Genomic DNA, 20,035 nt, shown 5'->3' with positions numbered 1-20,035 from the left:
CCAATGTGCTTGCTGCTTACCTTGCCGGCAATATTCCGATGGTCTGCAGCCAAGTCGATGCCAACTCGGGCCAATGGGTGATGGGGTTGGCCGTGCTTCGCATGCCAAAGGCATGGCCTCCCTTGGCGTATAGATGCATCTCCACTGGCACGCCAGCGTGCTTCAGCGCGGCGTAATAGACCAGCGATTGGTTTACACCATCCGTGTCGTCGTCCTCTGCCTGCAGCAAAAACGTGGCCGGCGTCTCACGGGAAACCGGAACGTTAGGGTTCAACGCATCCTTATCGGTTGCCAGATGGCCCGGATAAATCGCCAAGGCGAAATCCGGGCGACTGCTTTCCCTGTCGGCCGCATCGACCGGCGTATACAAGCGGCGTCTGAAGTTCGTACTGGCTTCCGTCACCAGATAACCGCCCGCCGAAAACCCGAGTACGCCAATCTTGTGTGGGTCGATGCGCCGCTCCGCGGCGTGAAAACGCACCAGTTTCAACGCTCTCTGGGCATCCTCCAACGCCGGCACCGATAGCGAAAAATCGTCAGGACGGCAATTGCATCGCCAGTTATAAGGCGTACTCGGGACGCGATACTTCAGCAATACGCATGTGATGCCCTTGGAGGTAAGCCAGTCGCACGCCTCCGTGCCTTCGAGGTCCATGGCCAGAATCTGGAAGCCGCCACCCGGAAAAACGATGACCGCGGCTCCCGTGTTTTTTCCCTCCGGGGCATAGATCGTCATCGTCGGTTGCGACACATTGCTTTCCGCGATCATCGGTTTGCCGGCGATGAGCGACTTGGGGTCTGACGTGGCGTATTCCGGTCCCGGCACGGGCTGGGCATCGGGCGGGGTTCCGGGCCATAACGGTATTTGCGTATGCCCCGGCGAAGGCTGCCAGACCTGCGGCTGTGCATGCAGGCCACTTATGGCAACGACGGCAAACAGCGCGAACCACGACGGTCTCATACGTCCTCCTGGTTGCCGCTGAGCCAGGGCGATGGTTCGTCCCCAGGCTTGTGACGGCTGCGCGGATTCTGACGCCCATGGCCCGGTCGATGGTGGCAATGACATGGCGATTCGAAGGCAGCGCGGCGGCGTAGCCGCTGAGCCGCTGGATGTTTATGGGATGCCTTCGGCCATGCGCTCCGATGAGCTTCCAATGACTGCACTCAATGGCCGCACGAGACCCATGGTCACTCGTAAAGCGTCTCAAAATTGGTAGCCCTGCCCCCGACGATGGTGATGACGATGGTTTTGCCGTCCTGTGCGTATTGCCATTGTTCGGCAAGCGCAAGCTGGTTATCCGGCAAGCCATTAGCTTGTTGTTGCTTGAAGGTGCGTATCGTTGGCTCGCCCATCAATTGCAACACGTGTACTGCGCTGTCGCCGATGGTCAGCACCTTGCTGCCGACGCGCAGCGAGGTCGCGGCGTGCGCAGTGATGCTCGCGAGCAATAGGGTAATAAAAAGAAGATGGCGATTCATAAGAACTTTCCTTAGTTCGGTGGAGCGCCAAGACTCGCATAGTACGAATGGCTCGTCGATCAGAACACTCGCAAGCTGCGCTTATGCGTCGGCGCTCGCAGCATATCGAATATGTTCGACGATGGTCCGCCGCTCCTGCATGTACCTGGCTTTCAACCCTCGGCCCTATATTTTTCCTTCATGGCCGACGCAAGCATCTGCATCAGCCTGGGCAGGTTATCGCGGTCTTCTTTGGTCCAGCCATCAAGCAGCTGGTCCAGCAGCCGACGGCGCGCATTGACGATGGCCTCGATCATGCGGATTCCCGCCTTGGTAATGCTGGCCTCCCGGATGCGCTGGTCTTCCTTGCTGCGCTTGCGCCGCACGAGGCCCAGCTCTTCCAGTTTCGACACTTGCCGGCTGATCGTCGAGGGGTCCCGGCCTACCTGATCGGCGAGTTCCGCCACGCCCATGACGCCTGCGCGCCCGAGGCAAACCAGCAGCGGAAACAAGGCGCGGTCCAGCGATACGCCAGCTTCGCGCAACAGAAAGTCATCCTGGCGCGGACTGTTCATGCAGCCCATCAGGTCAAGCAGGGCGGACGCGAGCGCATCCTTATTACGTGTATCGTACATGCTTTACTTGTTTGGCGTGGCCGGCTATATTGCGTGCATGATACATGCAAATACGCCCGCCAAGCATCCGATCGAGTCCTCCCACCGCACCAGGCCGGTGGTGCTGCTTATCATGGGCAGCCAACGCTCCGGCCGGGTCTGTCCACAAATCGCCCAATGGATCGCGCAGATCGGCGAAGCCTGCACGGATCTCGCCTTCGAAGTCGTGGACCTGGCCGATTGGCCCCTTCCCGTGGATGACGAACCCGAACTTCCTCATCGTGGCAGCTACAGGCAACCGCACACGCAGGCATGGAGCGAGAAGATCAGCGCCGCCGCCGCGGTGGCGTTCGTGAGCCCGCAATACAACTGGGGCTACCCCGCACCGCTGAAAAACGCCATTGATCATCTTTATGGCGAGTGGCGAGGCAAGCCGGCGGCCATCATCACCTATGGCGGCCATGGCGGCGGCAAGTGTGCCGAGCAGCTCAGGCAAGTCGCCGCCGGCTTGAAGATGGGCATGGTGGCAACCTCGCCGGCGTTGACCCTGTCGGAAGATGTCATCCGTCATGGCGCTGCGCTTGATCCGGAGACGGAATTTGCTTCAAGCGCCGACTCGGTGAAGCAGGCCATGGCAGAACTGGTTACGCAGATCGCATCGTTAAGCCCGGCGTGAACCGCTGCCGATAAGCGCCACCACCTCTCGTTCACCATCGTGATGGGAGGCTTCGGCAGTGCTGGACGCGCCTGGCGCCCACGTCCACGAAACGCGCGCACCTATCGGGCTCCGCCAGAGTCGTTAGCTTCCCATGCAGCCAGGCCGCGAGCAAAACGACAAAAAGCCTCCGTTACCGATGCTCGCGCTTGCGGCCATCGGCGTGGTGTTCGGCGATATCGCGACCAGCCCGCTCTATGCCCTGCAGCAGGGCTTCGACGAACAAGGCGTAATGCCGACGCACGACAACGTGCTCGGCCTGCTTTCGCTATGCCTGTATGCGCTGCTGCTGGTGGTGACCGGCAAATACGTGGTGTTCGTGATGCGTGCCGACAACCACGGCGAAGGCGGCATGATGGCATTGGGCGCGCTCGCTCGCGGCGCGTTGCGTGGGCGAGGTTGGCTGACCTGGCTGATCATCATGCTGGGCCTGCTTGGTGTCGCGCTGTTCTTCGGCGACAGCGTGATCACCCCGGCCATTTCCGTGCTGTCCGCGGTGGAGGGACTGCAACTGGCCGAGCCGGGGATGAAGCCGTGGGTGTTACCGATCGCGGTGGTCATCATCATCGGCCTGTTCATGCTGCAAAAGCGCGGCAGCTCCCTGCTTGGCCGTCTGTTCGGACCGATGATGGCGCTGTGGCTGCTGGCCGCCGCCGCACTCGGCGCGGCCGGTATCGTGCGCAACCCGCACGTGCTTGCCGCCGCCAACCCGGCCTATGCCGTGCTGTACATGATGCACAACGGCTTCCGCGGCTTTGAATCGCTGGGTGCGGTGGTGCTCGTGCTGACTGGCGCCGAAGCGCTCTACGCGGACATCGGGCACTTCGGCACCGCACCTATCCGCCTGGCCTGGTTCAGCCTCACCCTCCCCGCGCTGCTGCTCAATTATTTCGGGCAAGGTGCGCTGCTGCTGCAACAGCCAAAGGCTTCGCACGCATCGTTCTACCTGCTGGTTCCGCATGCCTTGCTTTATCCCATGATCGCGCTGGCCACCTGCGCTACCGTGATCGCATCGCAAGCGGTGGTATCGGGCACTTTTTCGATGGTGCGCCAGGGCATCCAGCTCGGCTATCTGCCGCGCGCCCGGGTCCATCACACCTCGCGGGAAATGGAAGGGCAAATTTATGTGCCTGCGATCAATGCCATGCTGCTGGTGGCCGTGCTCGCGGCGGTGTTGCTCTTCCGATCGTCCCGGCACCTGGGCGGCGCCTACGGCATCGCCGTCAGCGGCACCATGTTGCTGACGACCGTGCTGCTGATGGTGGTGGCGCGTTGCAACTGGCGCTGGAACTGGGCGGCGCTGATCGCGTTCAGCCTGGTCTTCATGCTCATCGATGGCGCGTTTTTCGCTGCCAACCTGTTGAAGGTCGTCAACGGCGGCTGGTTCCCGCTGCTGATCGCGGTCGGCGCCATGCTGATCATGACGACGTGGCGGCGCGGCCACCAGCTGATGCTGCAGCGACTGCACAGCGAGGGTGAGCGCATCAGCGACCTGATTGCCCACATCCGGGAAGCGCCGCCGATGCGCGCCAGGGGCACGGCGGTATTTCTCACCATCAACGACGAATGGGTGCCGCAGGCATTGCTGAAGAACCTCAAGCACAATCAGGTATTGCACGAGCGCAACGTATTGCTGCACGTGGACGATTCCGGCGATGCATCGCGGGTCGGCGAGGATGCTCGCAGCGAAATCCACGATCTTGGCGAAGGCTTTTATTCGGTCACCTTGCGCTACGGCTTTTCCGAAACCATGAACGTGGCCGAAGGACTCAAGGCGCTCGATTTCGAACCGGGACTGGATCCAGACCTGCTTACCTATTTCCTTGGCCGCGACGAACCGGTTGCCTCCGGCAAGCAGCGGATGTCGCGCTGGCGCAAGGCACTCTTCATCTACATGGCGCGCAACGCAATGCCGGCAATCAGCTACTACGGCATGTCCGCCCGGCAGCTGATCGAGATCGGCACCAAGATCGATCTCTAGGTGATGCTCTGGCAGATCGTGAAGGCTGCTGTTGACATGTCCTGCGCGCCGCTTTCAGGTGTCGTCTGCGAACGTGCGGCCAGGTCATATCCCCGCATCACGGAACGCCATGAACATTCGCAACGCAACCCTGGCCATGCGCAATCGCAAGAACGAAATGCACGAACAAGAGCGCGTTGCCTCGCTCGATTTCGACACCCAGCGCGGTGGCGGCACGCCAAGCAAAGGCAAGAAAAAGGAAGAGCCCAAATCGTCCAAGGCGAAGCCCGCGAAAACGGGCCAGGACGACACATGATCCGCCTTACTTGGCCTCGCGCCGCTGTTCCGCCGGGCTGCCATCCTTCATCAACGCCTGCGCCATCGCCAGATGCCCTTGCAGGACCGGAATGCCCTGGCTGGCGATTTTCTTCAGCCGCGGATCGGCGGATGTCTGCGCAGCGACTTCATAGGCCGCGATGATTTTTCGGTGCTCTTTCACCATGATGCCGGCGAATGCCTGATCGAAGGCTTCGCCATTAAGCGACTGCAGGTGCGCTTTCATCCCCGCGATATTCTGCGCAGGCACGCCATGCGCATGGCCCTTGCTGCCAGTATTGGATGCCAGCTGCGCGAATTGCAGGTTGAGCGCGGTATGGTCGCTGACGATTTTCTTCGCCAACGCGAGCACCTTGCCGTTGCTTGATTTGCCGAGCGCCAATTGCGCCAGCGCGATCTGCATGGCGTCATCGGAAGTGGCCTGTGCCACGAAAGCCTGCTCGCGGGTATCCAGCGGCGCATGCTGCTGCGCATACGCGGCGGCTGAAGCCAAGGCTAGCGCCATGCCCAGCACACACAGGGTTCGCGCCATCATGGTTCACCTCGTCCACCGGTTTCGCCGTAGATTTGCCCCGTTACATAGGAGGATTCCGCTGCGGCGAGCTGCACGTAGACATGGGCGATTTCCGCCGGCTGGCCCGGACGGCCCATCGGCGTGTTGCCGCCGAAATCCTTGATGTTTTTCTCCGTCTGCCCGCCGCTGACCTGCAGCGCCGTCCAGAACGGCCCCGGCGCCACCCCGTTGACGCGAATGCCGCGCTTGATCATCTGTTTGGCCAGCCCCTTGGTGAAGGCGACGATGCCGCCCTTGGTCAGCGAATAGTCCAGCAGATTCACTGCCGGATCGTAGGCGTTCACCGAAGCGGTGTTGACGATCGACGAACCCGGCGGCATGTGCGCGACCGCGGCCTTGGTGATCCAGAACATCGCATAGAGATTGGTCTTCAAGGTCCAATCGAAGTATTCGGTGGTGATGTCGAGGATCGAATCAAAACTGTGCTGCCGTCCGGCGTTATTGACCAGCAAGTCGATGCCGCCGAAGGCCGCGATCACCCGTGCCACGAGGTTCTGGCACATGGTTTCGTCGCGGATATCTCCCGGCAGCGCCAGCGCCTTGCGTCCGGCCTTCTGGATCAGCTCGATCACCTCCTTGGCATCCGGTTCTTCGGCCGGCAGGTAGGAAATGGCCACGTCCGCGCCTTCGCGGGCGAAGGCGATTGCTGTTGCGCGTCCGATGCCCGAATCGCCGCCGGTAATCAGCGCTCTTCGCCCCAGCAGCTTGCCGGAACCGCGATAGCTGGTTTCGCCGTGGTCCGGGCGTGGCGTCATTTTTCCGGCCAAGCCGGGCCAGGGTTGCGACTGTTCCTGGAATGGCGGGTGCGGATAGCCTTGGCGCGGATCCCGCAGCGGCGCCGCTGCCTGGTCGGTGGCGTTGGCGCCCTCCTCTTTCTGCGCACTCCAGGCCGCGCCGCTCATCGCCACGGCCATACCGAGAGAGGCGCCCTGCATGAGTCGCCGGCGGGAAGTGGAAATCGTTTCGTCGCTCATGGCACACCGTCCTCAAGCCTGAACAAGGGCACTGGGATCAGGCGGGATTCCCCTCGTTCACCGCGCGCTGCACGCAGGACAGCAGAAGCCCGGATATCAGCCAGTACAGGCATGCTGTCGCAGCGGCGGTACACGCGAGGTCGAGGCGAAGCGAAAGCGGAATCGACTACTGCTACACGGTTGGCGCAATCATCACCTGCCGTTCATCGCCCTTTCGCGCACTGGCAATTTTTTGGTGTGTAGCTTTTCGTCGGAGGACCACACGGAAGAAGACCATGCCCAGTCTCACGTTGCGCCTGATTGGAAGTCAGCAAGACGCCGACGATCTCATCGCCGCCCTGCATGACGTCGAAGGCGTCGAACACGTCGCGCAAATTGCCGAGCTGATGCCGCAGGTCGAGGAAGATATCCTGCCGGGCCTTTGTTCGATCGAGATCGAGGTACCGGAAGACGCCGGAGTGACCAGGCGCGTGCGCGAAGTGGCCAACGCGCAGGCTCAGCAACATGGCGTCAGCATGGAGGTGATCGATCCAGGAGAACGCTCAGCGCCATAGGTCGAGCAGCAAGCCGTCCTTGCCTTCCACCGGATCGGTGGCCGGCCTCGGCAAGCGCTGGATGCGCTCGAGGGCCGCGGCGTCGGCGGCATGCCTGCATACATCCCAATCCTGTCCCGGCGGATAGGCGCCAACCGCAAGGAAGTGTTTCTCAGCCCTGACGCTGCAGTGGCCCACGCCCGCAGGCAATACCAATACCTGCCCTGGCCGCACGTCGACCCGGGATCCGCCCGGGCCGCCGAGCATCAGGCACGCACAGCCGCCCACGAAACCAAGCGCCTCGTGCGCGGTGCTGTGATAGTGGTGATAACCGTAGACACCAGCGCGCCAACGCGGCTCCCAGCCGTTGCTTCGAAACAAGTCCTCCACATCGTTCGGCCCGATGTCCTGGCGATCGCCGAGTGCGTTCTTGTACAGCAAGACCGGAAATCGCGGATTGTTCGGCATCCAGCCATTTTTCTCGAACAGGAAGGTTTCGATCTGCACGGCTCAGCCCGACGACGGATACGGTTTCTTCTTCGGCACGTTCTGCGACTCGTGCGGCGAATTCGCATCGGGCTCTTGCTGGTGCTTGCCGGCCGGCTCCGGTTCCGGATAGCCGGAGTTATGCGGCGGTCTGGTGTTATCGCGCTCGTCCATTGTTCACTCGCTCATGTGCAATCAGTGGACTCACTTTGCGCTTGCCGGTCCGGATGCGGCGTGAATGCTGCGCGCGAGCGCGCTCATGCATTCGTCATGCCGATCACCGGAAAGCAACGGCCGTTTACATCTTTTCGATTCGCACGTCACGCAGCGCGTGGGAGCATGGGCCTGCACATCGCGAGGTGCCCCTATGTCTTCGCACGACCGCAAAGATTCACCCCACCCCATCGACAAAGCGCCATTGAAGCCGGAAAACCAGGCAACACGTGACCAGCGCAAACAGCACGAGAACGAGAACTACGATCACGCATTGGAGGAAACGTTCCCCGCCAGCGATCCGGTTTCGGCTTTCGTACCTTCCAAGACCCGGGAATGAACCCAGACAAGGCCACGCATGCGCCGCACTCACCACGGCGCATGCAGCAGCGAGCGCGTCATAGCGTCGCCCAGTGACAAGGCCACCAGCAGCAACGGCCAGGTAAAGCTCATCACCGCGATGATCCGCAGCATGGGATGGGCGCTTTTCAGGCGCATGAATACCACCAGCACCAGCAGCGCCTGCGCCACCGCTACCGTGGCGCTGATCACCAGCACCCACCAACCGAGCGGCAATCGCGACAGGCATGCCGACGCGGCCAGCAATACCAGCAGCGCTGCCAGCACCCATAGATGGCTGCCCAATGAAGGGACCTCGCGTTGCGTCATCCCGAGCTCCCTACCAGATAGATCGCCGGATACACAAAGATCCACACGATATCGACCAGGCTCCAGTACAGTGCCGCCACTTCGATCGGCGTGTAGTAATCCGCGTGAAATTGGCCGCGCCATGTACGCACCGCCATGGTCAGCAGCAACACCACGCCGATCAGCACGTGCAAGCTGTGAAAGCCGGTAATGACGTAGTAGAGGCTGAAAAAAATCTCCATCGGCGCCGCGCCCGGGCCTGATTGGGTATAGCGCAGGCCGGGAATCAGCCCTTCGCCGTATTCGTCGTGATACTCCATGCCGTGCAGCACCAGGAAGGCCACGCCAAGCAGCGCCGTTACCACCAGCAGGATGGCGCTGCGGCGCGCGTTGTCGAGCTGGATCTCGCGCACGGCCAGCGCGGCAATGCAGCCGCTGGTCAGCAGGATCGCCGTTTCCGTAGTGCCGAGCGCAAAATCGGTATGCGCGCTGCCTTCCAGGAAGGCCAGCGGAAAACGCCAGCGGCAAATCACATAGCCGGCGAACAGTACGCCAAAGAACAGCACTTCCGTGGCGATGAACGCCCACATGCCAAGCATCGCTGCGGCTTTCTGCTGGGGCGCGTCATCGAACTGCTGCTGCACCGCCAAGTCGTGCGCGGAAGCGTTCATCGGTGGCGATACTCGTATGGCCCTTCCGTCACCACGGGCGTGACCTGGAAGTTATGTTCCGGCGGCGGTGAAGCGGTGGTCCATTCCAGGCCGGTTGCGTTCCACGGGTTCGGTCCGGCGCGCTCGCCGCGGTAGAGAGAGCGTGCGAAATAGAACAATGGCAGCAAATAGGAAATAGCCAGCACCGCCGCGCCGATCGAGGACAGGATGTTCAATTCCTGGAAGCGCGGAAGGTATTGATGGTAACGGCGCGGCATACCCATGTAGCCAAGTACGTATTGCGGGAAGAACGTGAGGTTGAAGCCGATGAACATCAGCACGGCCGCCAGTTGCGCCATGCGCTCCGAATACAGGCGGCCGGTGATCTTCGGCCACCAGAAATGGATGCCGCCCAGGTACGCCATCACCGAACCGCCGACCATGATGTAGTGAAAATGCGCGACCACGAAGTAGGTGTCGGTGAGATTCACGTCCAGGGCCACCGCGGCCAGGAACAGCCCGGTCAATCCGCCCAGGGTAAACAGGCCGACGAAGCCCAGCGCGTAAAGCATCGGCGCGTGGAAATCGATGGTGCCCTTGTGCAGCGTGGTCAACCAATTGAAGACCTTGATCGCCGAAGGCACCGCCACCACGAAACTCAGGATCGAGAACACGATGCCGGCATACATCGACTGCCCGGCCACGAACATGTGGTGTCCCCATACCAGGAAGCCGATGAAGGCAATCGCGAGCATCGACCAGGTCATGAACTTGTAGCCGAAGATCTTGCGCCGCACGCCGCAGCAGATCAGCTCGCTGACCACGCCCATGGCGGGCAGGATCATGATGTACACCGCCGGATGCGAATAGAACCAGAAAAAATGCTGGAACAGGATCGGGTCGCCACCCAGCGCCGGATCGAAGATGCCCACGCCGGCCAGCCGCTCCAGTCCGATCAATGCCAGCGTCATCGCCAGCACCGGCGTGGCGAGCATCATCACGATGCTGGTGGCATACATCGCCCAGATGAACAGCGGCAAGCGATACCAGGACATGCCCGGCGCCCGCATCATATGGATCGTCACGATGAAATTCAGGCCGGTGAGGATCGACGAAAAGCCCACCACGAACACGCCGATCACGGTAAGCATCACATTGGAATTGGAGAACATGGTGGAGAACGGCGTGTAGAAGGTCCAGCCGGTGTCCACGCCACCGAGCAACAAGGTGGCGATGGTGAACAGGCCGCCCGCCATGTACAGGTACCAGCTGAACAGGTTCAGGCGCGGAAAGGCCACGTCGCGCGCACCGATCATCAACGGCACCAGGAAATTGCCGAGCGTGGAAGGAATCGAAGGGATCAGGAAAAACCACACCATCACCACGCCATGGAAGGTAAAGGTCTTGTTGTAGGTTTCGGCGGACATCAGCCGGCCATCGGGATGGATCAGCGTCAGCCGGATCAGGGTGGCCGCCACCGCGCCGAGGAAAAAGAACAGCGTGATCGAGAGGGTATACAGCAGCGCGATGCGCTTGTGGTCATGCGTGAACAGCCATGACCGCAGCGTGCGGCCGCCCTCCACCAGATAGCCGGCTTCGCTTGGGCCGGCGTTCGCGCTAACGCTGCTCATGAACGTCTCCCTTCGGTGCGGCCGGCTGCGGACCCAGCGACTTGATGTAGGCCATCAGCGACAGAATGTCTTCCTCATCGATGCGTCCCTCGTACACGGGCATGATCGGTGCGTAGCCGGCCACTATCTGCGTCGACGGAAGCACGATCGAGTCATGCAGGTAACGGTTGTCGGCGACCACCGCCGAACCATCGGCAAGCCTGACCTGCGTGCCATACAGGCCGTGCAAGTCGGGGGCATGGATGCCCGAGTGCGGATCGTGGCAGCCGCTGCAACCGAACTGTTCGAACAGTTTCCGTCCGACCACGGCCGGCGCCAGCGTCGGTTTCGCCTGCAGCCACTTGCGGTAGTCGGCAGGCGAGACCACTTCTACCGTGCCGATCATCGCCGCATGGCCAGTGCCGCAGAATTCGGAGCAGAACAGCGGGAACTCGCCAAGCTTGGTCGCGATAAACCATAACGCGGTGTAGCGCCCCGGCACCACGTCCTGCTTGACGCGGAAATCCGGTACATAAAAGCTGTGGATCACGTCCTGCGAGGTCATGATCAATCGCACCGGCTCCCCCAGCGGCACGTGCAACGTATCGATCTCGCGGCGGCCGTTGGCGTGCTGCACTTTCCACATCCACTGCTTGGCGATGATGTAGATCGGCAGCGCGTTGGCCGGCGGCGAGCGCAGCGTCGTCCACAGATCGATGCTCCAGGCAAAGATGCCGCAAAACAGCACGAACGGAATCAAGGTCCAGCTCAACTCGACCGCCAGGTTTTGACGCGCGCCGCCTTCGCGGTTCGCCTTGCTGCCGCGCCGGTACTTGATGCACAACCAGATCATTGCCACGAACACGCCCACCGCCACCGCGCCGCACAGCAACAGCATGGCGTCGAACATGCGATCGATCGGCACCGCGAAATTGGACGCTTCCGGTGGTTGGATGCTCATGGCGCAACTCCCGGCCGGCGCCGCCGCAACAGCAGGAACAATCCCAGCAGCACCGCCACGAAACCGAAACCCAGGCCCTGCATGATCCGGTCGATGGTGACGGTGTAGCGCCCGGTGGCCGGATCATAGCCGCAGCACAGCAACACCAACTGGTCGACCATGCTGCCGAGCGTATGCCGCGAGGCGGCGACCACCGCCAGATGCACGGTTTGCGGAACATAGTTCGCGCCCATCAGGTACTGGTTCACCCTGCCATCCGCGGTGGCGATCACCAGTCCGGCTGGATGCGCGTATTGTCCCAGGCGCGCGTCATAGGCATAGCGAAAGCCGGTGGCCTGCGTCACGGCGGCGATGGCGGCGGCATCGCCGCGCAGGAAGTGCCAGGCCGCGGCGTTCGCATCGCCTGGCATCCGCGCCACCATCTGCTGGCTGCGCGTTGCATCGGCGGCCGTTTCGCGCGGATCGATGCTGATGAACATCACGCTGACATCCCGACCTGGCCGCAAGCCCGATACCGCCATGGCGTGGGCAAGTCCTTGCTGCGTCACGTCGCACAGATTGGGACAGCGGAAGTAGCCCATCAGCAGCAGCGCGGGATGCCCATCCATCCATTGCCGCAAACTGGCCGTCGTACCCGCGGCGTCGGTAAAGCGCGCATCCAAAGGCAGCGTTGCACCAAGCTTCTGGTCAAAGCCGACGCGCGCGGTCAGGTCGGTGGGTGGCGGCGGCGCGGCGCTTGCGCAAGCGGCATACAAGCATAGCCATAGCAGCGCGAACCAGGTCTTGTTCATGGCGACGATCCTGGCCCGGGCTGCGTGGACAGCGCGCGATCCCGCGCCACCAGTAGGTGCATCGCACGCTCGATCGGTATGTGCGCCACGCTGCCGTGCTCGACCCAGCCGTAGGACTCCAGTTGCCGCGTCTGCAAGCGATATTGCGCAACGCGATCCGGTGGCGCATCAGCCTGTAATCGCGGCGCCGGCGGCAGCACTGGCGGCGGCATACTCAGCGTCGGCGAATGCACGTGCTCCCACAGCACGTACATCAGGCATAACACCAGCACCAGCACCAGCGCGCCGATCGCGCCCAGCCTGTGCAGCGTCGGCGCGTCCACGTCATGCGGCTCGTGCCGGCCCTTGCTCATGCCTCGTCCTCCCGCGCCCGACCGCTCAGCCGGACGCGGTAGCCCAGCGCGCCCAAGCCGAGCAGGCCGATGCAGATCAGCGGATCGGTCCAGGCCAGCGCCACGCCATGCACCGATGCGCTCGGCAACACCAGCCACACCAGGTTGATCCATTGCGCGAACAGACTGAGCGCGGCGATCGCGCACAGCGCACGCCAGGATGCCTTGGCCTTGCCCAACAAGAGCGTGAAAAAAGGAATACCGAAGCCCATGCAGGCAAGCGCCACCCCTAGCCACCACCAATCGGTCAGCAACCGCGGCACGTACCACGCGGTTTCATGTGGCTGTTCGGCAATCCATGCGGTGAGGTAGTCGATGAAGCTGACATACGCCCAGCCCATCACCATCACCAGCAGCAGGTTGCCGAAATCGCGCAACGTGCGCGACGGCGCTCGTGCCGATGGCGCGCTGCGCACCAGCCGCACCAGCACGGCCAGGGCAAAGGCGATCAGCAGCTGGCTGGTAAACAGCAGCAGTCCGATATCGGTGGAATGCCAATACGGCACCAGCGACATGACCCAATCCACCGCGGCGATCGTCACCGTCAACAACATCACGATCAGGCCAGCGGCGGCGAATCGCTGGTTGATAGTCCGACGCCGGATCAGGCCATATGCCATGCCGATCCATAGCGCGAACACCACCAGCGTGCGCCCGACCAGTCCGGCCGTATTGAGATACCACTGCTGGTGATACAGGTAAGGATCATCCACCGGCACATGCTGCCGCAGCCAGGGAAACAGCGTGTGCATGCCGAGCAGCAGCGGTATCACGGCCAAGGCCGTGTACGGAATCAGCCGGATGGCCGCGCGCAGTTCATGGCCCAGGCGCACGCCCCAGGCGCCGCCGGTGAGCGTGTGGATCATCAGCAAGGCCATGCTGCCAAGCACGGCGCCGAGCAGGAACAGCCAGCTGGCGAGATAAACCAGCAAGGCATGCCGCAGATGGCCCGCCGCGAACACGAAGCCCGCGACCAGCAGTGCCGCCGGCACTGCGAAACCGAATGCGCTTGCCCTAGTCATCCGGCGCGTCATGGCGTTTTCCTCGCGTCCAGTGCTTGCCGGTCCTGCGCCTGCAACTGCTCGGCCGGTGCGCGCTGGCTGAGTTGCAAGGCCCGGATGTAGGCAACGATGGCCCAGCGATCATGCGCGTCGACGCGATCGGCAAACGGATACATCACGCCGTAACCGTCGCGGATGGAACGTTCCAGATCCGCATCCGACGCCTGCACTAGCCGTGCATCCAGATACGACAACGGAGCGGGAAAACCGCGCTGCACCACCATGCCGTTGCCCGCGCCGGTCAAGCCATGACAGGCAGCGCAATAAATGTCGTAGCGTTCGCGGCCACGCTGCAGCAATGCCATCGTGATCGGATAAGGATGCCCGTCCGCCGGTAGCGGCGCAGGCGCGGACACCCGCCCCATGCGCCCGCTCGACGTGCCCGCGAATTCGCCATCCGCCGCCGGCAGCGTGCCATCCGGCGGATGCCGTGCCGCGCTGCCGTTGCCGAACAGCGGGCTGGGCGCGCCCGGCTTGTACTTGGGCTGGTCATACATGTCGTGCATGGCGCGCTCGCAACCGGTCAACAAACCGGCCATGCCCAGCAGCAGCACGAGCATGCGCTTCATACCGGCACCACTTCGACCTGCGATGGATGCAAGCCTTCCAGCACCGCGCGCAGGCGCTCCAGGTCGCCTTGCGAATCGTCCATGCGCACCACCAGCACGAACTGATCCTGGCTGGCATGTTCGAAACGGTCGACATGAAATACCGGGTGATAGAACGCCGGCAGGCGATTGCCGATCAGCATCGCCAATACGCCGCCCGCCGCCGCGAACAGGAAGGTCATTTCCAGCGCCGGCGGGATAAAGGCCGGCCAGCTGGCGAACGGCCGCCCGCCCACGCGGATCGGATAGTCGATGACCGCGGAAAAGTACTCCATGACCAGCATGCCGACGAAGCCGATCGCACCACCCGCGAAAGTCGCCAGCGCCACATGGTTGCCGGGCAACTCCAGCGCCTCGTCCAGCTCCTTGACCGCGAACGGCGTGTACGCTTCGATCCCTGCATAGTCGGCCTTGCGCAGCGCGCGCGCCGCCAGCACCAGCGCCTCGGGGGTCGGGAAGAACGCCATGCAGCCGTAGCGCTGGCCGCCTGTCACGGGCCGCTCCTGTCGAGGATATGCACCAGTTTGCGCATTTCGAACATCGAGATCAGCGGCAGCCATTTCACGAATAGCGTGAACATCAGCAGGAACAGGCCAGCCGAGCCGAACAGGAAGATCAGGTCCCACACAGTCGGGTAGAACATGCCCCAGCTGGAAGGCAGGTAAGGATGGAACAGGCTGTTGACGAGCAGCATGAAGCGTTCGTACCACATGCCGATCAGCACCAGCAGGCCGATCACGAACAAAGCGATCGGTCGCCGGCGGATACGCGGCGACCACAGCAGCTGGGCCACCACCACGTTGCAGAAAATCACGGTCCAGAACACCCAGGCATAGGCACCGTTCAAGCGGTCTTTCGATTCGGCGATCTCGTAGGGATCGCCGCTGTAGAACGCCATGAAAAATTCCGTCGCATAGTTGTAGGCGACGAACAGGCCCGCGGCGAGCGTCAGCTTGGCGAGGTTGTCCAGATGCTTGAGCGTGATGTAATCGCCCAGCCCGAGCCAGTGCCGCAACGGAATGCCGAGCACCATTGCCATGGCGAAGCCAGAGAACAATGCGCCCGCGACGAAAAACGGCGGAAACATGGTCGAATGCCATCCGGGCAGCATGCCTTCGGAAAAATCCAGCGCCACCATGCTGTGCACGGAAAACACCAGCGGCACGGCCAGCCCTGCCAGCATCAAAGTAACGCTTTCATAGCGCTTCCAGTGGCGCGCTTCGCCGCGCCAGCCCAACGCCAGGAATCCGTAGAAAAGCCGTTTGCCGCGCGATCGTGCCTGGTCGCGCAAGGTACCGAAGTCCGGCAGCAAACCGACGTACCACATCATGATCGATACCAGCAGGTAAGCGAGGATGGCGAAGAAATCCCAGACCAGCGAACTGCGCCATTGCGGCCACAAGCCCATGCGATTGGGATACGGCGCCAGCCAATAAAAGAACCATGGCCGCCCGAGATGGAAGATCGGGAACAAGCCCGATACCGCTACCGCGAACACGGTCATGGTCTCGGCATAACGGTTGAGCGAGGAACGCCAGTCCTGCCGCGCCAGGTAAAGCGCTCCGGAAATGAAAGTGCCGGCCATGCCGATCGCAATCCACCACACATAATTGGCGATGGCGAATGCCCAGGCCACCGGGATATCGATGCCCCAGATGCCCACGCCCTTCTTGAACAGCACGCCGACGCCGATGACCAACAGGATCGTCAGCGCCAGCGCGCACAAGAACGCGGTCAGCCACAAGGGACCGGACGGACGCCGCAACACCAATCCGCCGATTTTTTCCGACACCGTGCTGTACGTCTGCCCTTCTCCCAGCAGGCGGTCGTCCGCGCGGGAAACCTGGCCTGGCGTGTTCATGCCTCGTCCTTCAGGTCCGGATGCGGATTGCGCACCTGCGCCAGATAGCTGGTGCGCGGGCGCGTGTTGAGTTCTTCAAGCAGCTGGTAGTTGCGCGGCGATGCCTTGGACTTGCTCACCGCGCTGGCAGGATCGCGGATATTGCCGAACGTGATCGCCTGGGTGGGACACGCCGCCTGGCAGGCGGTGACTATTTCGCCGTCGGCAATGGCACGCTGTTCGCGGTCGGCGTCGATATGCGCGGTTTCGATGCGCTGGATGCAATACGTGCATTTCTCCATCACGCCGCGGTTGCGCACGGTGACCTCGGGATTGCGCTGCGCCTTGAGCGTCTCGCTGGTGAGATCGCTGAATTGCAGGAAATTGAACCGGCGCACTTTGTACGGGCAATTGTTCGAGCAAAAGCGCGTGCCAACGCAGCGGTTGTATACCTGCACGTTCAGCCCTTCCTGGTCGTGCACGGTCGCGCCGACCGGGCAAACCAGTTCACAAGGCGCGTGCTCGCAATGCATGCACGGTACCGGCTGATGATGCATGGAAGGATTTTCCACGCTGCCGGCGTAGTAGCGATCCACCCGTATCCAGTGCATCTCGCGTTCGCGCCGCACCTGCTCGGCGCCCACCACCGGAATATTGTTCTCCGCCTGGCAGGCGATGGTGCATCCCTTGCAGCCGATGCAGGCATTGAGATCGATTGCCATGCCCCAGGCATATTCGCCTTGCGGCTGTGCGGGATACAGCGTCGGTGGGGTCGTGTCGCCCTGCTCGGCCGCCTGCGGATCGGCGCCGAGTTCGGCCAGCGTGACGCTTCGGATCGGCTCGTGGCCTTCCATGGCGAAGTGATCCTGCGTGCTGGCCAATTCGACTGAATGCCCGGTCTTGCGCAGGGTTAGTCCCTGGGCAATCCACAATTGGGCCGAACCGCGCAGCGCGTAGGCATTGAAACCGAGATCGTCGCCGACGCGGCCGGCACGCTTGCGGCCATAGCCCAGGTGCACGGTAACGCAGCGCGCCGCCTGGCCCGGCATGATCCAGACCGGCGCATCCACCCGCCGGCCCGCGCATTCGAGCGTGACGACCTCGCCGTTGGCAAGCCCTTGCTCTCGGGCCAGTTGCGCGCTGATCAGCGCCGCATTGCTCCAGGTCAACTGGGTCAGCGGCTTGGGCAACTCCTGCAACCAGCCGTTGTTGGCGTAGCTTCCGTCCCACACGCCGGGATCGGGACGGAACACCAATTCGAGCGCATCCTGCGGCGGACGCGATGGTGCCCAGCCAGTCAGGGCATCACCACGCGCCTGCACGTTCGCCGCGCGATAAGCGGTGCCGGCGATCAAGCCGCTGCGCACATGGTCCTGCCATGCACCTGGCAAGTGCTGCGTGCGCCAGAAGGCCTGCACGATCGCCAGGCCGGTCTGCACGGCTTCGCCCATCATCAATGCCAGCAATTCATGCACGGATCGTCCCTGGTAAAGCGGATCGATCAGGGGCTGCACGATGCTGGCTTCGCCGGTCGAGGTCTGCGCATCGGACCACTGTTCCAGCGCGTGGCTGGCCGGCAGGTGCCATTCGGCGAGTTGCGCGGTTTCGTCCTGGTAAAGGCCCCAATGCACGACATGCGGGACGCGGCCGAGCAGAGCCGGCAGATCCAGGTCGGATGGCGCGTCGTAGGCGACGTTGCTATCGAGCACGACCAACCGCTGGACGCGGCCGGCCTGGATCGCAGCGCACAGTTCGTGCAGGGAATGGCGCCGGTTTACCGCGTCCGGCAACTCCACGTATTCGACGGTGTGCCCGACGTTGTCCAGCTTTTCGTTGATCAAATGAACCAGCGCATGCACCTGCGGCGGTTGCGATTCACCGGCCAGCACCAGGCAGCGGCCGCGATGCGAAACCAGATCGAACAGCAACGTATTGAATCGCTTCGACGACACGCCATCGACCGCACCGACCGGCGTCGCGGGGATATCCAGCGCATTGGCCAGTTCCAGCGCCAGCGCGGCGATGTCCGACGACGGAACGATCCAGCGGTGGTCCGCCATCGCTCCGGTCAGCGACGGCGTTGCTTCCACTGCGTAAAGCCGGTTCATGCCCGGTGCCGTCTGCGAAGGTTTGCGCCGGTCCACAAAGGCCCGCGCGTGGGCGACACGACCGGGCATGCTGGCCAGGAAATCGGCTTCCAGCGACAGGATCACATCGGCCTGGTCGAAGTGGTAGCGCGCCGCCACCGGTTGGCCGAATGCCAGCATCGCGCCGTGCCCAGCATTATCCTGCGCGATCGGTTCGTGTTCATACCATTGCGAACCGGGGAAGCGCGCCAGCCAGCGGTCGCGCTGCGCCAACAACGTCGGCGAGACAATGCTTGCGCTGAGCACGTGCAGACCTGAGCCATCGTTGGTGAACGTCTCGCGCCACGCCGCGGCATCGGCGGCGAAAGCATCCCAGGCCACGGCTTTGCCGCGATAGCGGGGCGCCTGCGAACGATCCGGATCCCATACCTCCAGCACCGCCGCCTGCGGTAGCGGCCCGGTCGCACCCAGGCTGGCCGGATGCAGCGGATTGCCCTCGATCTTGGTCGGACGTCCCATGCGGCTTTCCACCAGCACGCCCAGCACGTCGCCCGCATAGGCGAGCGTGGTCGCGAAGAATTGCGGCACGTCCGGCGTCACGCCCGGCGGCTGCGTCACCCACGGCACGATCTGTTCCGGCGGTGGCCCGCTGCACGCGGCGAGCCCGCCGAAGGCGATCGATGCGCCGAGCAATTGCAGGAAGCGGCGGCGATCCATCGACGCAATCGATGACCACTGCGGCAGCGCATCGATCAATTCGCGCTTGAACTCGGGATCGTCCGCCAATGCTTCCAGCGCCCGCCAGAAACGCGGCCCTTTCGCGTCGCCCAGCGTGCGGCGCGCACGCGCGGCGGCATGCGCGGGAATCAACGGTGACATAGCGAACAATCCGTCATCCGGCCGGTATCGATGCGATAGGCGCGCACCAGTTCGGGGCCGAGCCGATCCTGGTCTTTCGGTTGCCACGCGAGGTCGAACACTTCCTCGCGCGGCCGCAGGAATTTCTGCGGAGCGCGATGGCAGTCCAGGCACCAGGACATCGACAGGCTCGCTACCCGGCGCGTCAGCGGCATCTGGTCGATACGCCCGTGGCAGGAGACGCACCCTACGCCCTTGGCGATGTGAATGCTGTGGTTGAAATAAACGAAGTCCGGCAGCTGATAGACGCGGTTCCAATGCAGTGCCACGCCGCGCTGCCAACTGTCGACCAACGGCTTGAGCACCGCGGTGTCGGTGAATAACTGGGAATGGCAAGTCATGCAGGTGGAGATCGGCGGCATGCCGGCAAATGCCGAGGTCTCGACGTTGGCGTGGCAGAAACGGCAATCGAGGCCGACGTCGTCCACATGGTGCTTGTGGCTGAAAGGCACCGGCTGGTTCACCGCTTCGTCGATGCGGTGCGGATCGGTCGCCACGCCGCGCCATGCCAGGCACGCACCGACAATCACCAGCAGGGCAGCAAACAGGGCAAGCTTTACGTAAAGCGCAAAACCGGGCTGGAAGATCTGGCTCATGGTTTAAGCA

Annotated in this window: 24 protein-coding genes; 5 read left to right on the top strand and 19 right to left on the bottom strand. The window is 62.8% G+C overall.

The features are described 5' to 3' along the window. Window positions 1-16 precede the first annotated feature (16 nt). The 3 genes from ISP15_RS16100 to ISP15_RS16090 all read right to left on the bottom strand — a co-directional run bounded on the left by ISP15_RS16100 (window position 17) and on the right by ISP15_RS16090 (window position 2,093). A complete protein-coding gene (locus ISP15_RS16100) occupies window positions 17-961 on the bottom strand; it encodes an alpha/beta hydrolase (protein ID WP_404548733.1) in 945 nt (314 codons plus the stop codon). Window positions 962-1,188: 227 nt separating this feature from the next. Further along, complete coding sequence (locus ISP15_RS16095; RefSeq protein ID WP_404548720.1) at window positions 1,189-1,479, bottom strand: DUF2845 domain-containing protein; 291 nt, start codon at window positions 1,477-1,479, stop codon at window positions 1,189-1,191. Window positions 1,480-1,631: 152 nt separating this feature from the next. After that, window positions 1,632-2,093 carry a MarR family winged helix-turn-helix transcriptional regulator gene (locus ISP15_RS16090; protein ID WP_404548719.1) on the bottom strand — a complete coding sequence of 154 codons (462 nt, stop codon included), beginning with the start codon at window positions 2,091-2,093 and terminating at the stop codon, window positions 1,632-1,634. Between ISP15_RS16090 and ISP15_RS16085 the strand changes: the two genes are divergently transcribed. The 3 genes from ISP15_RS16085 to ISP15_RS16075 all read left to right on the top strand — a co-directional run bounded on the left by ISP15_RS16085 (window position 2,092) and on the right by ISP15_RS16075 (window position 5,063). Next, window positions 2,092-2,748, top strand: coding sequence for an NADPH-dependent FMN reductase (locus ISP15_RS16085; RefSeq protein WP_404548718.1), 657 nt, complete (start codon window positions 2,092-2,094; stop codon window positions 2,746-2,748). The genes ISP15_RS16090 and ISP15_RS16085 overlap by 2 nt on opposite strands. Before the next feature lie 178 nt (window positions 2,749-2,926). Continuing rightward, a complete protein-coding gene (locus tag ISP15_RS16080) occupies window positions 2,927-4,768 on the top strand; it encodes a potassium transporter Kup (RefSeq protein WP_404548717.1) in 1,842 nt (613 codons plus the stop codon). 109 nt (window positions 4,769-4,877) lie between these two features. Further along, the gene (locus ISP15_RS16075; protein ID WP_404548716.1) at window positions 4,878-5,063 is read left to right on the top strand and encodes a hypothetical protein; all 186 of its coding nucleotides are present in this window, start codon (window positions 4,878-4,880) and stop codon (window positions 5,061-5,063) included. Between the two features lie 6 nt (window positions 5,064-5,069). Here the strand turns inward: ISP15_RS16075 and ISP15_RS16070 are convergent, their stop codons facing one another. Then, the gene (locus tag ISP15_RS16070) at window positions 5,070-5,618 is read right to left on the bottom strand and encodes a DUF4142 domain-containing protein (RefSeq protein ID WP_404548715.1); all 549 of its coding nucleotides are present in this window, start codon (window positions 5,616-5,618) and stop codon (window positions 5,070-5,072) included. Next, window positions 5,615-6,631, bottom strand: coding sequence for an SDR family oxidoreductase (locus tag ISP15_RS16065; RefSeq protein WP_404548714.1), 1,017 nt, complete (start codon window positions 6,629-6,631; stop codon window positions 5,615-5,617). Before ISP15_RS16065 ends, ISP15_RS16070 begins: the two co-directional genes overlap by 4 nt. A gap of 275 nt (window positions 6,632-6,906) precedes the next feature. Here ISP15_RS16065 and ISP15_RS16060 point away from each other — a divergent pair, with 275 nt between their 5' ends. Then, window positions 6,907-7,185, top strand: a complete 279-nt coding sequence (locus tag ISP15_RS16060) for a hypothetical protein (RefSeq protein ID WP_404548713.1) — start codon at window positions 6,907-6,909, stop codon at window positions 7,183-7,185. On the opposite strand, the gene ISP15_RS16055 is transcribed toward ISP15_RS16060, so the two are convergent. Together ISP15_RS16055 and ISP15_RS16050 are read right to left on the bottom strand one after the other, a co-directional pair. Beyond that, window positions 7,174-7,671, bottom strand: coding sequence for a cupin (locus tag ISP15_RS16055; RefSeq protein WP_404548712.1), 498 nt, complete (start codon window positions 7,669-7,671; stop codon window positions 7,174-7,176). The two genes, ISP15_RS16060 and ISP15_RS16055, sit on opposite strands and share 12 nt — an antisense overlap. A 3-nt stretch (window positions 7,672-7,674) precedes the next feature. Beyond that, on the bottom strand, window positions 7,675-7,824 hold the full coding sequence (locus tag ISP15_RS16050; protein WP_404548711.1) for a hypothetical protein: 150 nt from the start codon (window positions 7,822-7,824) through the stop codon (window positions 7,675-7,677). Window positions 7,825-8,017: 193 nt separating this feature from the next. Between ISP15_RS16050 and ISP15_RS16045 the strand changes: the two genes are divergently transcribed. Further along, window positions 8,018-8,203, top strand: a complete 186-nt coding sequence (locus ISP15_RS16045) for a hypothetical protein (protein WP_404548709.1) — start codon at window positions 8,018-8,020, stop codon at window positions 8,201-8,203. A gap of 29 nt (window positions 8,204-8,232) precedes the next feature. Here the strand turns inward: ISP15_RS16045 and ISP15_RS16040 are convergent, their stop codons facing one another. The 12 genes from ISP15_RS16040 to ISP15_RS15985 are packed head-to-tail and all read right to left on the bottom strand — an operon-like array spanning window position 8,233 to window position 20,025. After that, complete coding sequence (locus ISP15_RS16040; protein ID WP_404548708.1) at window positions 8,233-8,532, bottom strand: cytochrome C oxidase subunit IV family protein; 300 nt, start codon at window positions 8,530-8,532, stop codon at window positions 8,233-8,235. After that, a complete protein-coding gene (locus ISP15_RS16035; RefSeq protein ID WP_404548707.1) occupies window positions 8,529-9,182 on the bottom strand; it encodes a cytochrome c oxidase subunit 3 family protein in 654 nt (217 codons plus the stop codon). Before ISP15_RS16035 ends, ISP15_RS16040 begins: the two co-directional genes overlap by 4 nt. Further along, the gene (ctaD, locus tag ISP15_RS16030; RefSeq protein WP_404548706.1) at window positions 9,179-10,792 is read right to left on the bottom strand and encodes a cytochrome c oxidase subunit I; all 1,614 of its coding nucleotides are present in this window, start codon (window positions 10,790-10,792) and stop codon (window positions 9,179-9,181) included. The genes ISP15_RS16035 and ctaD overlap by 4 nt, the downstream gene beginning before the upstream one ends. Beyond that, complete coding sequence (coxB, locus tag ISP15_RS16025) at window positions 10,779-11,732, bottom strand: cytochrome c oxidase subunit II (protein WP_404548705.1); 954 nt, start codon at window positions 11,730-11,732, stop codon at window positions 10,779-10,781. The genes ctaD and coxB overlap by 14 nt, the downstream gene beginning before the upstream one ends. Continuing rightward, the gene (locus ISP15_RS16020) at window positions 11,729-12,523 is read right to left on the bottom strand and encodes an SCO family protein (RefSeq protein WP_404548703.1); all 795 of its coding nucleotides are present in this window, start codon (window positions 12,521-12,523) and stop codon (window positions 11,729-11,731) included. Before ISP15_RS16020 ends, coxB begins: the two co-directional genes overlap by 4 nt. Continuing rightward, window positions 12,520-12,876, bottom strand: coding sequence for a hypothetical protein (locus ISP15_RS16015; protein WP_404548701.1), 357 nt, complete (start codon window positions 12,874-12,876; stop codon window positions 12,520-12,522). The genes ISP15_RS16020 and ISP15_RS16015 overlap by 4 nt, the downstream gene beginning before the upstream one ends. Continuing rightward, a complete protein-coding gene (locus tag ISP15_RS16010) occupies window positions 12,873-13,949 on the bottom strand; it encodes a hypothetical protein (protein ID WP_404548700.1) in 1,077 nt (358 codons plus the stop codon). Before ISP15_RS16010 ends, ISP15_RS16015 begins: the two co-directional genes overlap by 4 nt. Next, window positions 13,946-14,545, bottom strand: coding sequence for a c-type cytochrome (locus tag ISP15_RS16005; RefSeq protein WP_404548699.1), 600 nt, complete (start codon window positions 14,543-14,545; stop codon window positions 13,946-13,948). The genes ISP15_RS16010 and ISP15_RS16005 overlap by 4 nt, the downstream gene beginning before the upstream one ends. Beyond that, entirely contained in the window at window positions 14,542-15,078 is a 537-nt protein-coding gene (locus ISP15_RS16000; RefSeq protein ID WP_404548697.1) for a DUF3341 domain-containing protein, read from the bottom strand. Before ISP15_RS16000 ends, ISP15_RS16005 begins: the two co-directional genes overlap by 4 nt. Further along, a complete protein-coding gene (gene nrfD, locus ISP15_RS15995; protein WP_404548696.1) occupies window positions 15,075-16,445 on the bottom strand; it encodes an NrfD/PsrC family molybdoenzyme membrane anchor subunit in 1,371 nt (456 codons plus the stop codon). Before nrfD ends, ISP15_RS16000 begins: the two co-directional genes overlap by 4 nt. Next, window positions 16,442-19,390, bottom strand: a complete 2,949-nt coding sequence (locus ISP15_RS15990; RefSeq protein ID WP_404548695.1) for a TAT-variant-translocated molybdopterin oxidoreductase — start codon at window positions 19,388-19,390, stop codon at window positions 16,442-16,444. The genes nrfD and ISP15_RS15990 overlap by 4 nt, the downstream gene beginning before the upstream one ends. Continuing rightward, window positions 19,378-20,025 carry a cytochrome c3 family protein gene (locus ISP15_RS15985; protein ID WP_404548694.1) on the bottom strand — a complete coding sequence of 216 codons (648 nt, stop codon included), beginning with the start codon at window positions 20,023-20,025 and terminating at the stop codon, window positions 19,378-19,380. Before ISP15_RS15985 ends, ISP15_RS15990 begins: the two co-directional genes overlap by 13 nt. Window positions 20,026-20,035 lie beyond the last annotated feature (10 nt).

This window comes from Dyella jejuensis (assembly GCF_044904675.1).
GTDB classification, from domain to species: Bacteria; Pseudomonadota; Gammaproteobacteria; order Xanthomonadales; family Rhodanobacteraceae; genus Dyella_B; species Dyella_B jejuensis.
The sequence above is the reverse complement of the archived record's forward strand: the minus strand, read 5'-3'. Positions and strand labels throughout refer to the sequence as shown.

Excerpts from the sequence above, each read along its gene's own strand:
- ISP15_RS15985 (WP_404548694.1), bottom strand. The coding sequence starts at position 20,025 with ATGAGCCAGATCTTCCAGCCCGGTTTTGCGCTTTACGTAAAGCTTGCC.
- nrfD (WP_404548696.1), bottom strand. The coding sequence starts at position 16,445 with ATGAACACGCCAGGCCAGGTTTCCCGCGCGGACGACCGCCTGCTGGGA.
- ctaD (WP_404548706.1), bottom strand. The coding sequence starts at position 10,792 with ATGAGCAGCGTTAGCGCGAACGCCGGCCCAAGCGAAGCCGGCTATCTG.
- ISP15_RS16090 (WP_404548719.1), bottom strand. The coding sequence starts at position 2,093 with ATGTACGATACACGTAATAAGGATGCGCTCGCGTCCGCCCTGCTTGAC.
- ISP15_RS16015 (WP_404548701.1), bottom strand. The coding sequence starts at position 12,876 with ATGAGCAAGGGCCGGCACGAGCCGCATGACGTGGACGCGCCGACGCTG.
- ISP15_RS16085 (WP_404548718.1), top strand. The coding sequence starts at position 2,092 with ATGCTTTACTTGTTTGGCGTGGCCGGCTATATTGCGTGCATGATACAT.
- ISP15_RS16080 (WP_404548717.1), top strand. The coding sequence starts at position 2,927 with ATGCTCGCGCTTGCGGCCATCGGCGTGGTGTTCGGCGATATCGCGACC.
- ISP15_RS15990 (WP_404548695.1), bottom strand. The coding sequence starts at position 19,390 with ATGTCACCGTTGATTCCCGCGCATGCCGCCGCGCGTGCGCGCCGCACG.
- ISP15_RS16040 (WP_404548708.1), bottom strand. The coding sequence starts at position 8,532 with ATGACGCAACGCGAGGTCCCTTCATTGGGCAGCCATCTATGGGTGCTG.
- ISP15_RS16060 (WP_404548713.1), top strand. The coding sequence starts at position 6,907 with ATGCCCAGTCTCACGTTGCGCCTGATTGGAAGTCAGCAAGACGCCGAC.
- ISP15_RS16010 (WP_404548700.1), bottom strand. The coding sequence starts at position 13,949 with ATGACGCGCCGGATGACTAGGGCAAGCGCATTCGGTTTCGCAGTGCCG.
- ISP15_RS16095 (WP_404548720.1), bottom strand. The coding sequence starts at position 1,479 with ATGAATCGCCATCTTCTTTTTATTACCCTATTGCTCGCGAGCATCACT.
- ISP15_RS16075 (WP_404548716.1), top strand. The coding sequence starts at position 4,878 with ATGAACATTCGCAACGCAACCCTGGCCATGCGCAATCGCAAGAACGAA.
- coxB (WP_404548705.1), bottom strand. The coding sequence starts at position 11,732 with ATGAGCATCCAACCACCGGAAGCGTCCAATTTCGCGGTGCCGATCGAT.
- ISP15_RS16045 (WP_404548709.1), top strand. The coding sequence starts at position 8,018 with ATGTCTTCGCACGACCGCAAAGATTCACCCCACCCCATCGACAAAGCG.
- ISP15_RS16020 (WP_404548703.1), bottom strand. The coding sequence starts at position 12,523 with ATGAACAAGACCTGGTTCGCGCTGCTATGGCTATGCTTGTATGCCGCT.
- ISP15_RS16035 (WP_404548707.1), bottom strand. The coding sequence starts at position 9,182 with ATGAACGCTTCCGCGCACGACTTGGCGGTGCAGCAGCAGTTCGATGAC.
- ISP15_RS16100 (WP_404548733.1), bottom strand. The coding sequence starts at position 961 with ATGAGACCGTCGTGGTTCGCGCTGTTTGCCGTCGTTGCCATAAGTGGC.
- ISP15_RS16050 (WP_404548711.1), bottom strand. The coding sequence starts at position 7,824 with ATGGACGAGCGCGATAACACCAGACCGCCGCATAACTCCGGCTATCCG.
- ISP15_RS16070 (WP_404548715.1), bottom strand. The coding sequence starts at position 5,618 with ATGATGGCGCGAACCCTGTGTGTGCTGGGCATGGCGCTAGCCTTGGCT.
- ISP15_RS16065 (WP_404548714.1), bottom strand. The coding sequence starts at position 6,631 with ATGAGCGACGAAACGATTTCCACTTCCCGCCGGCGACTCATGCAGGGC.
- ISP15_RS16005 (WP_404548699.1), bottom strand. The coding sequence starts at position 14,545 with ATGAAGCGCATGCTCGTGCTGCTGCTGGGCATGGCCGGTTTGTTGACC.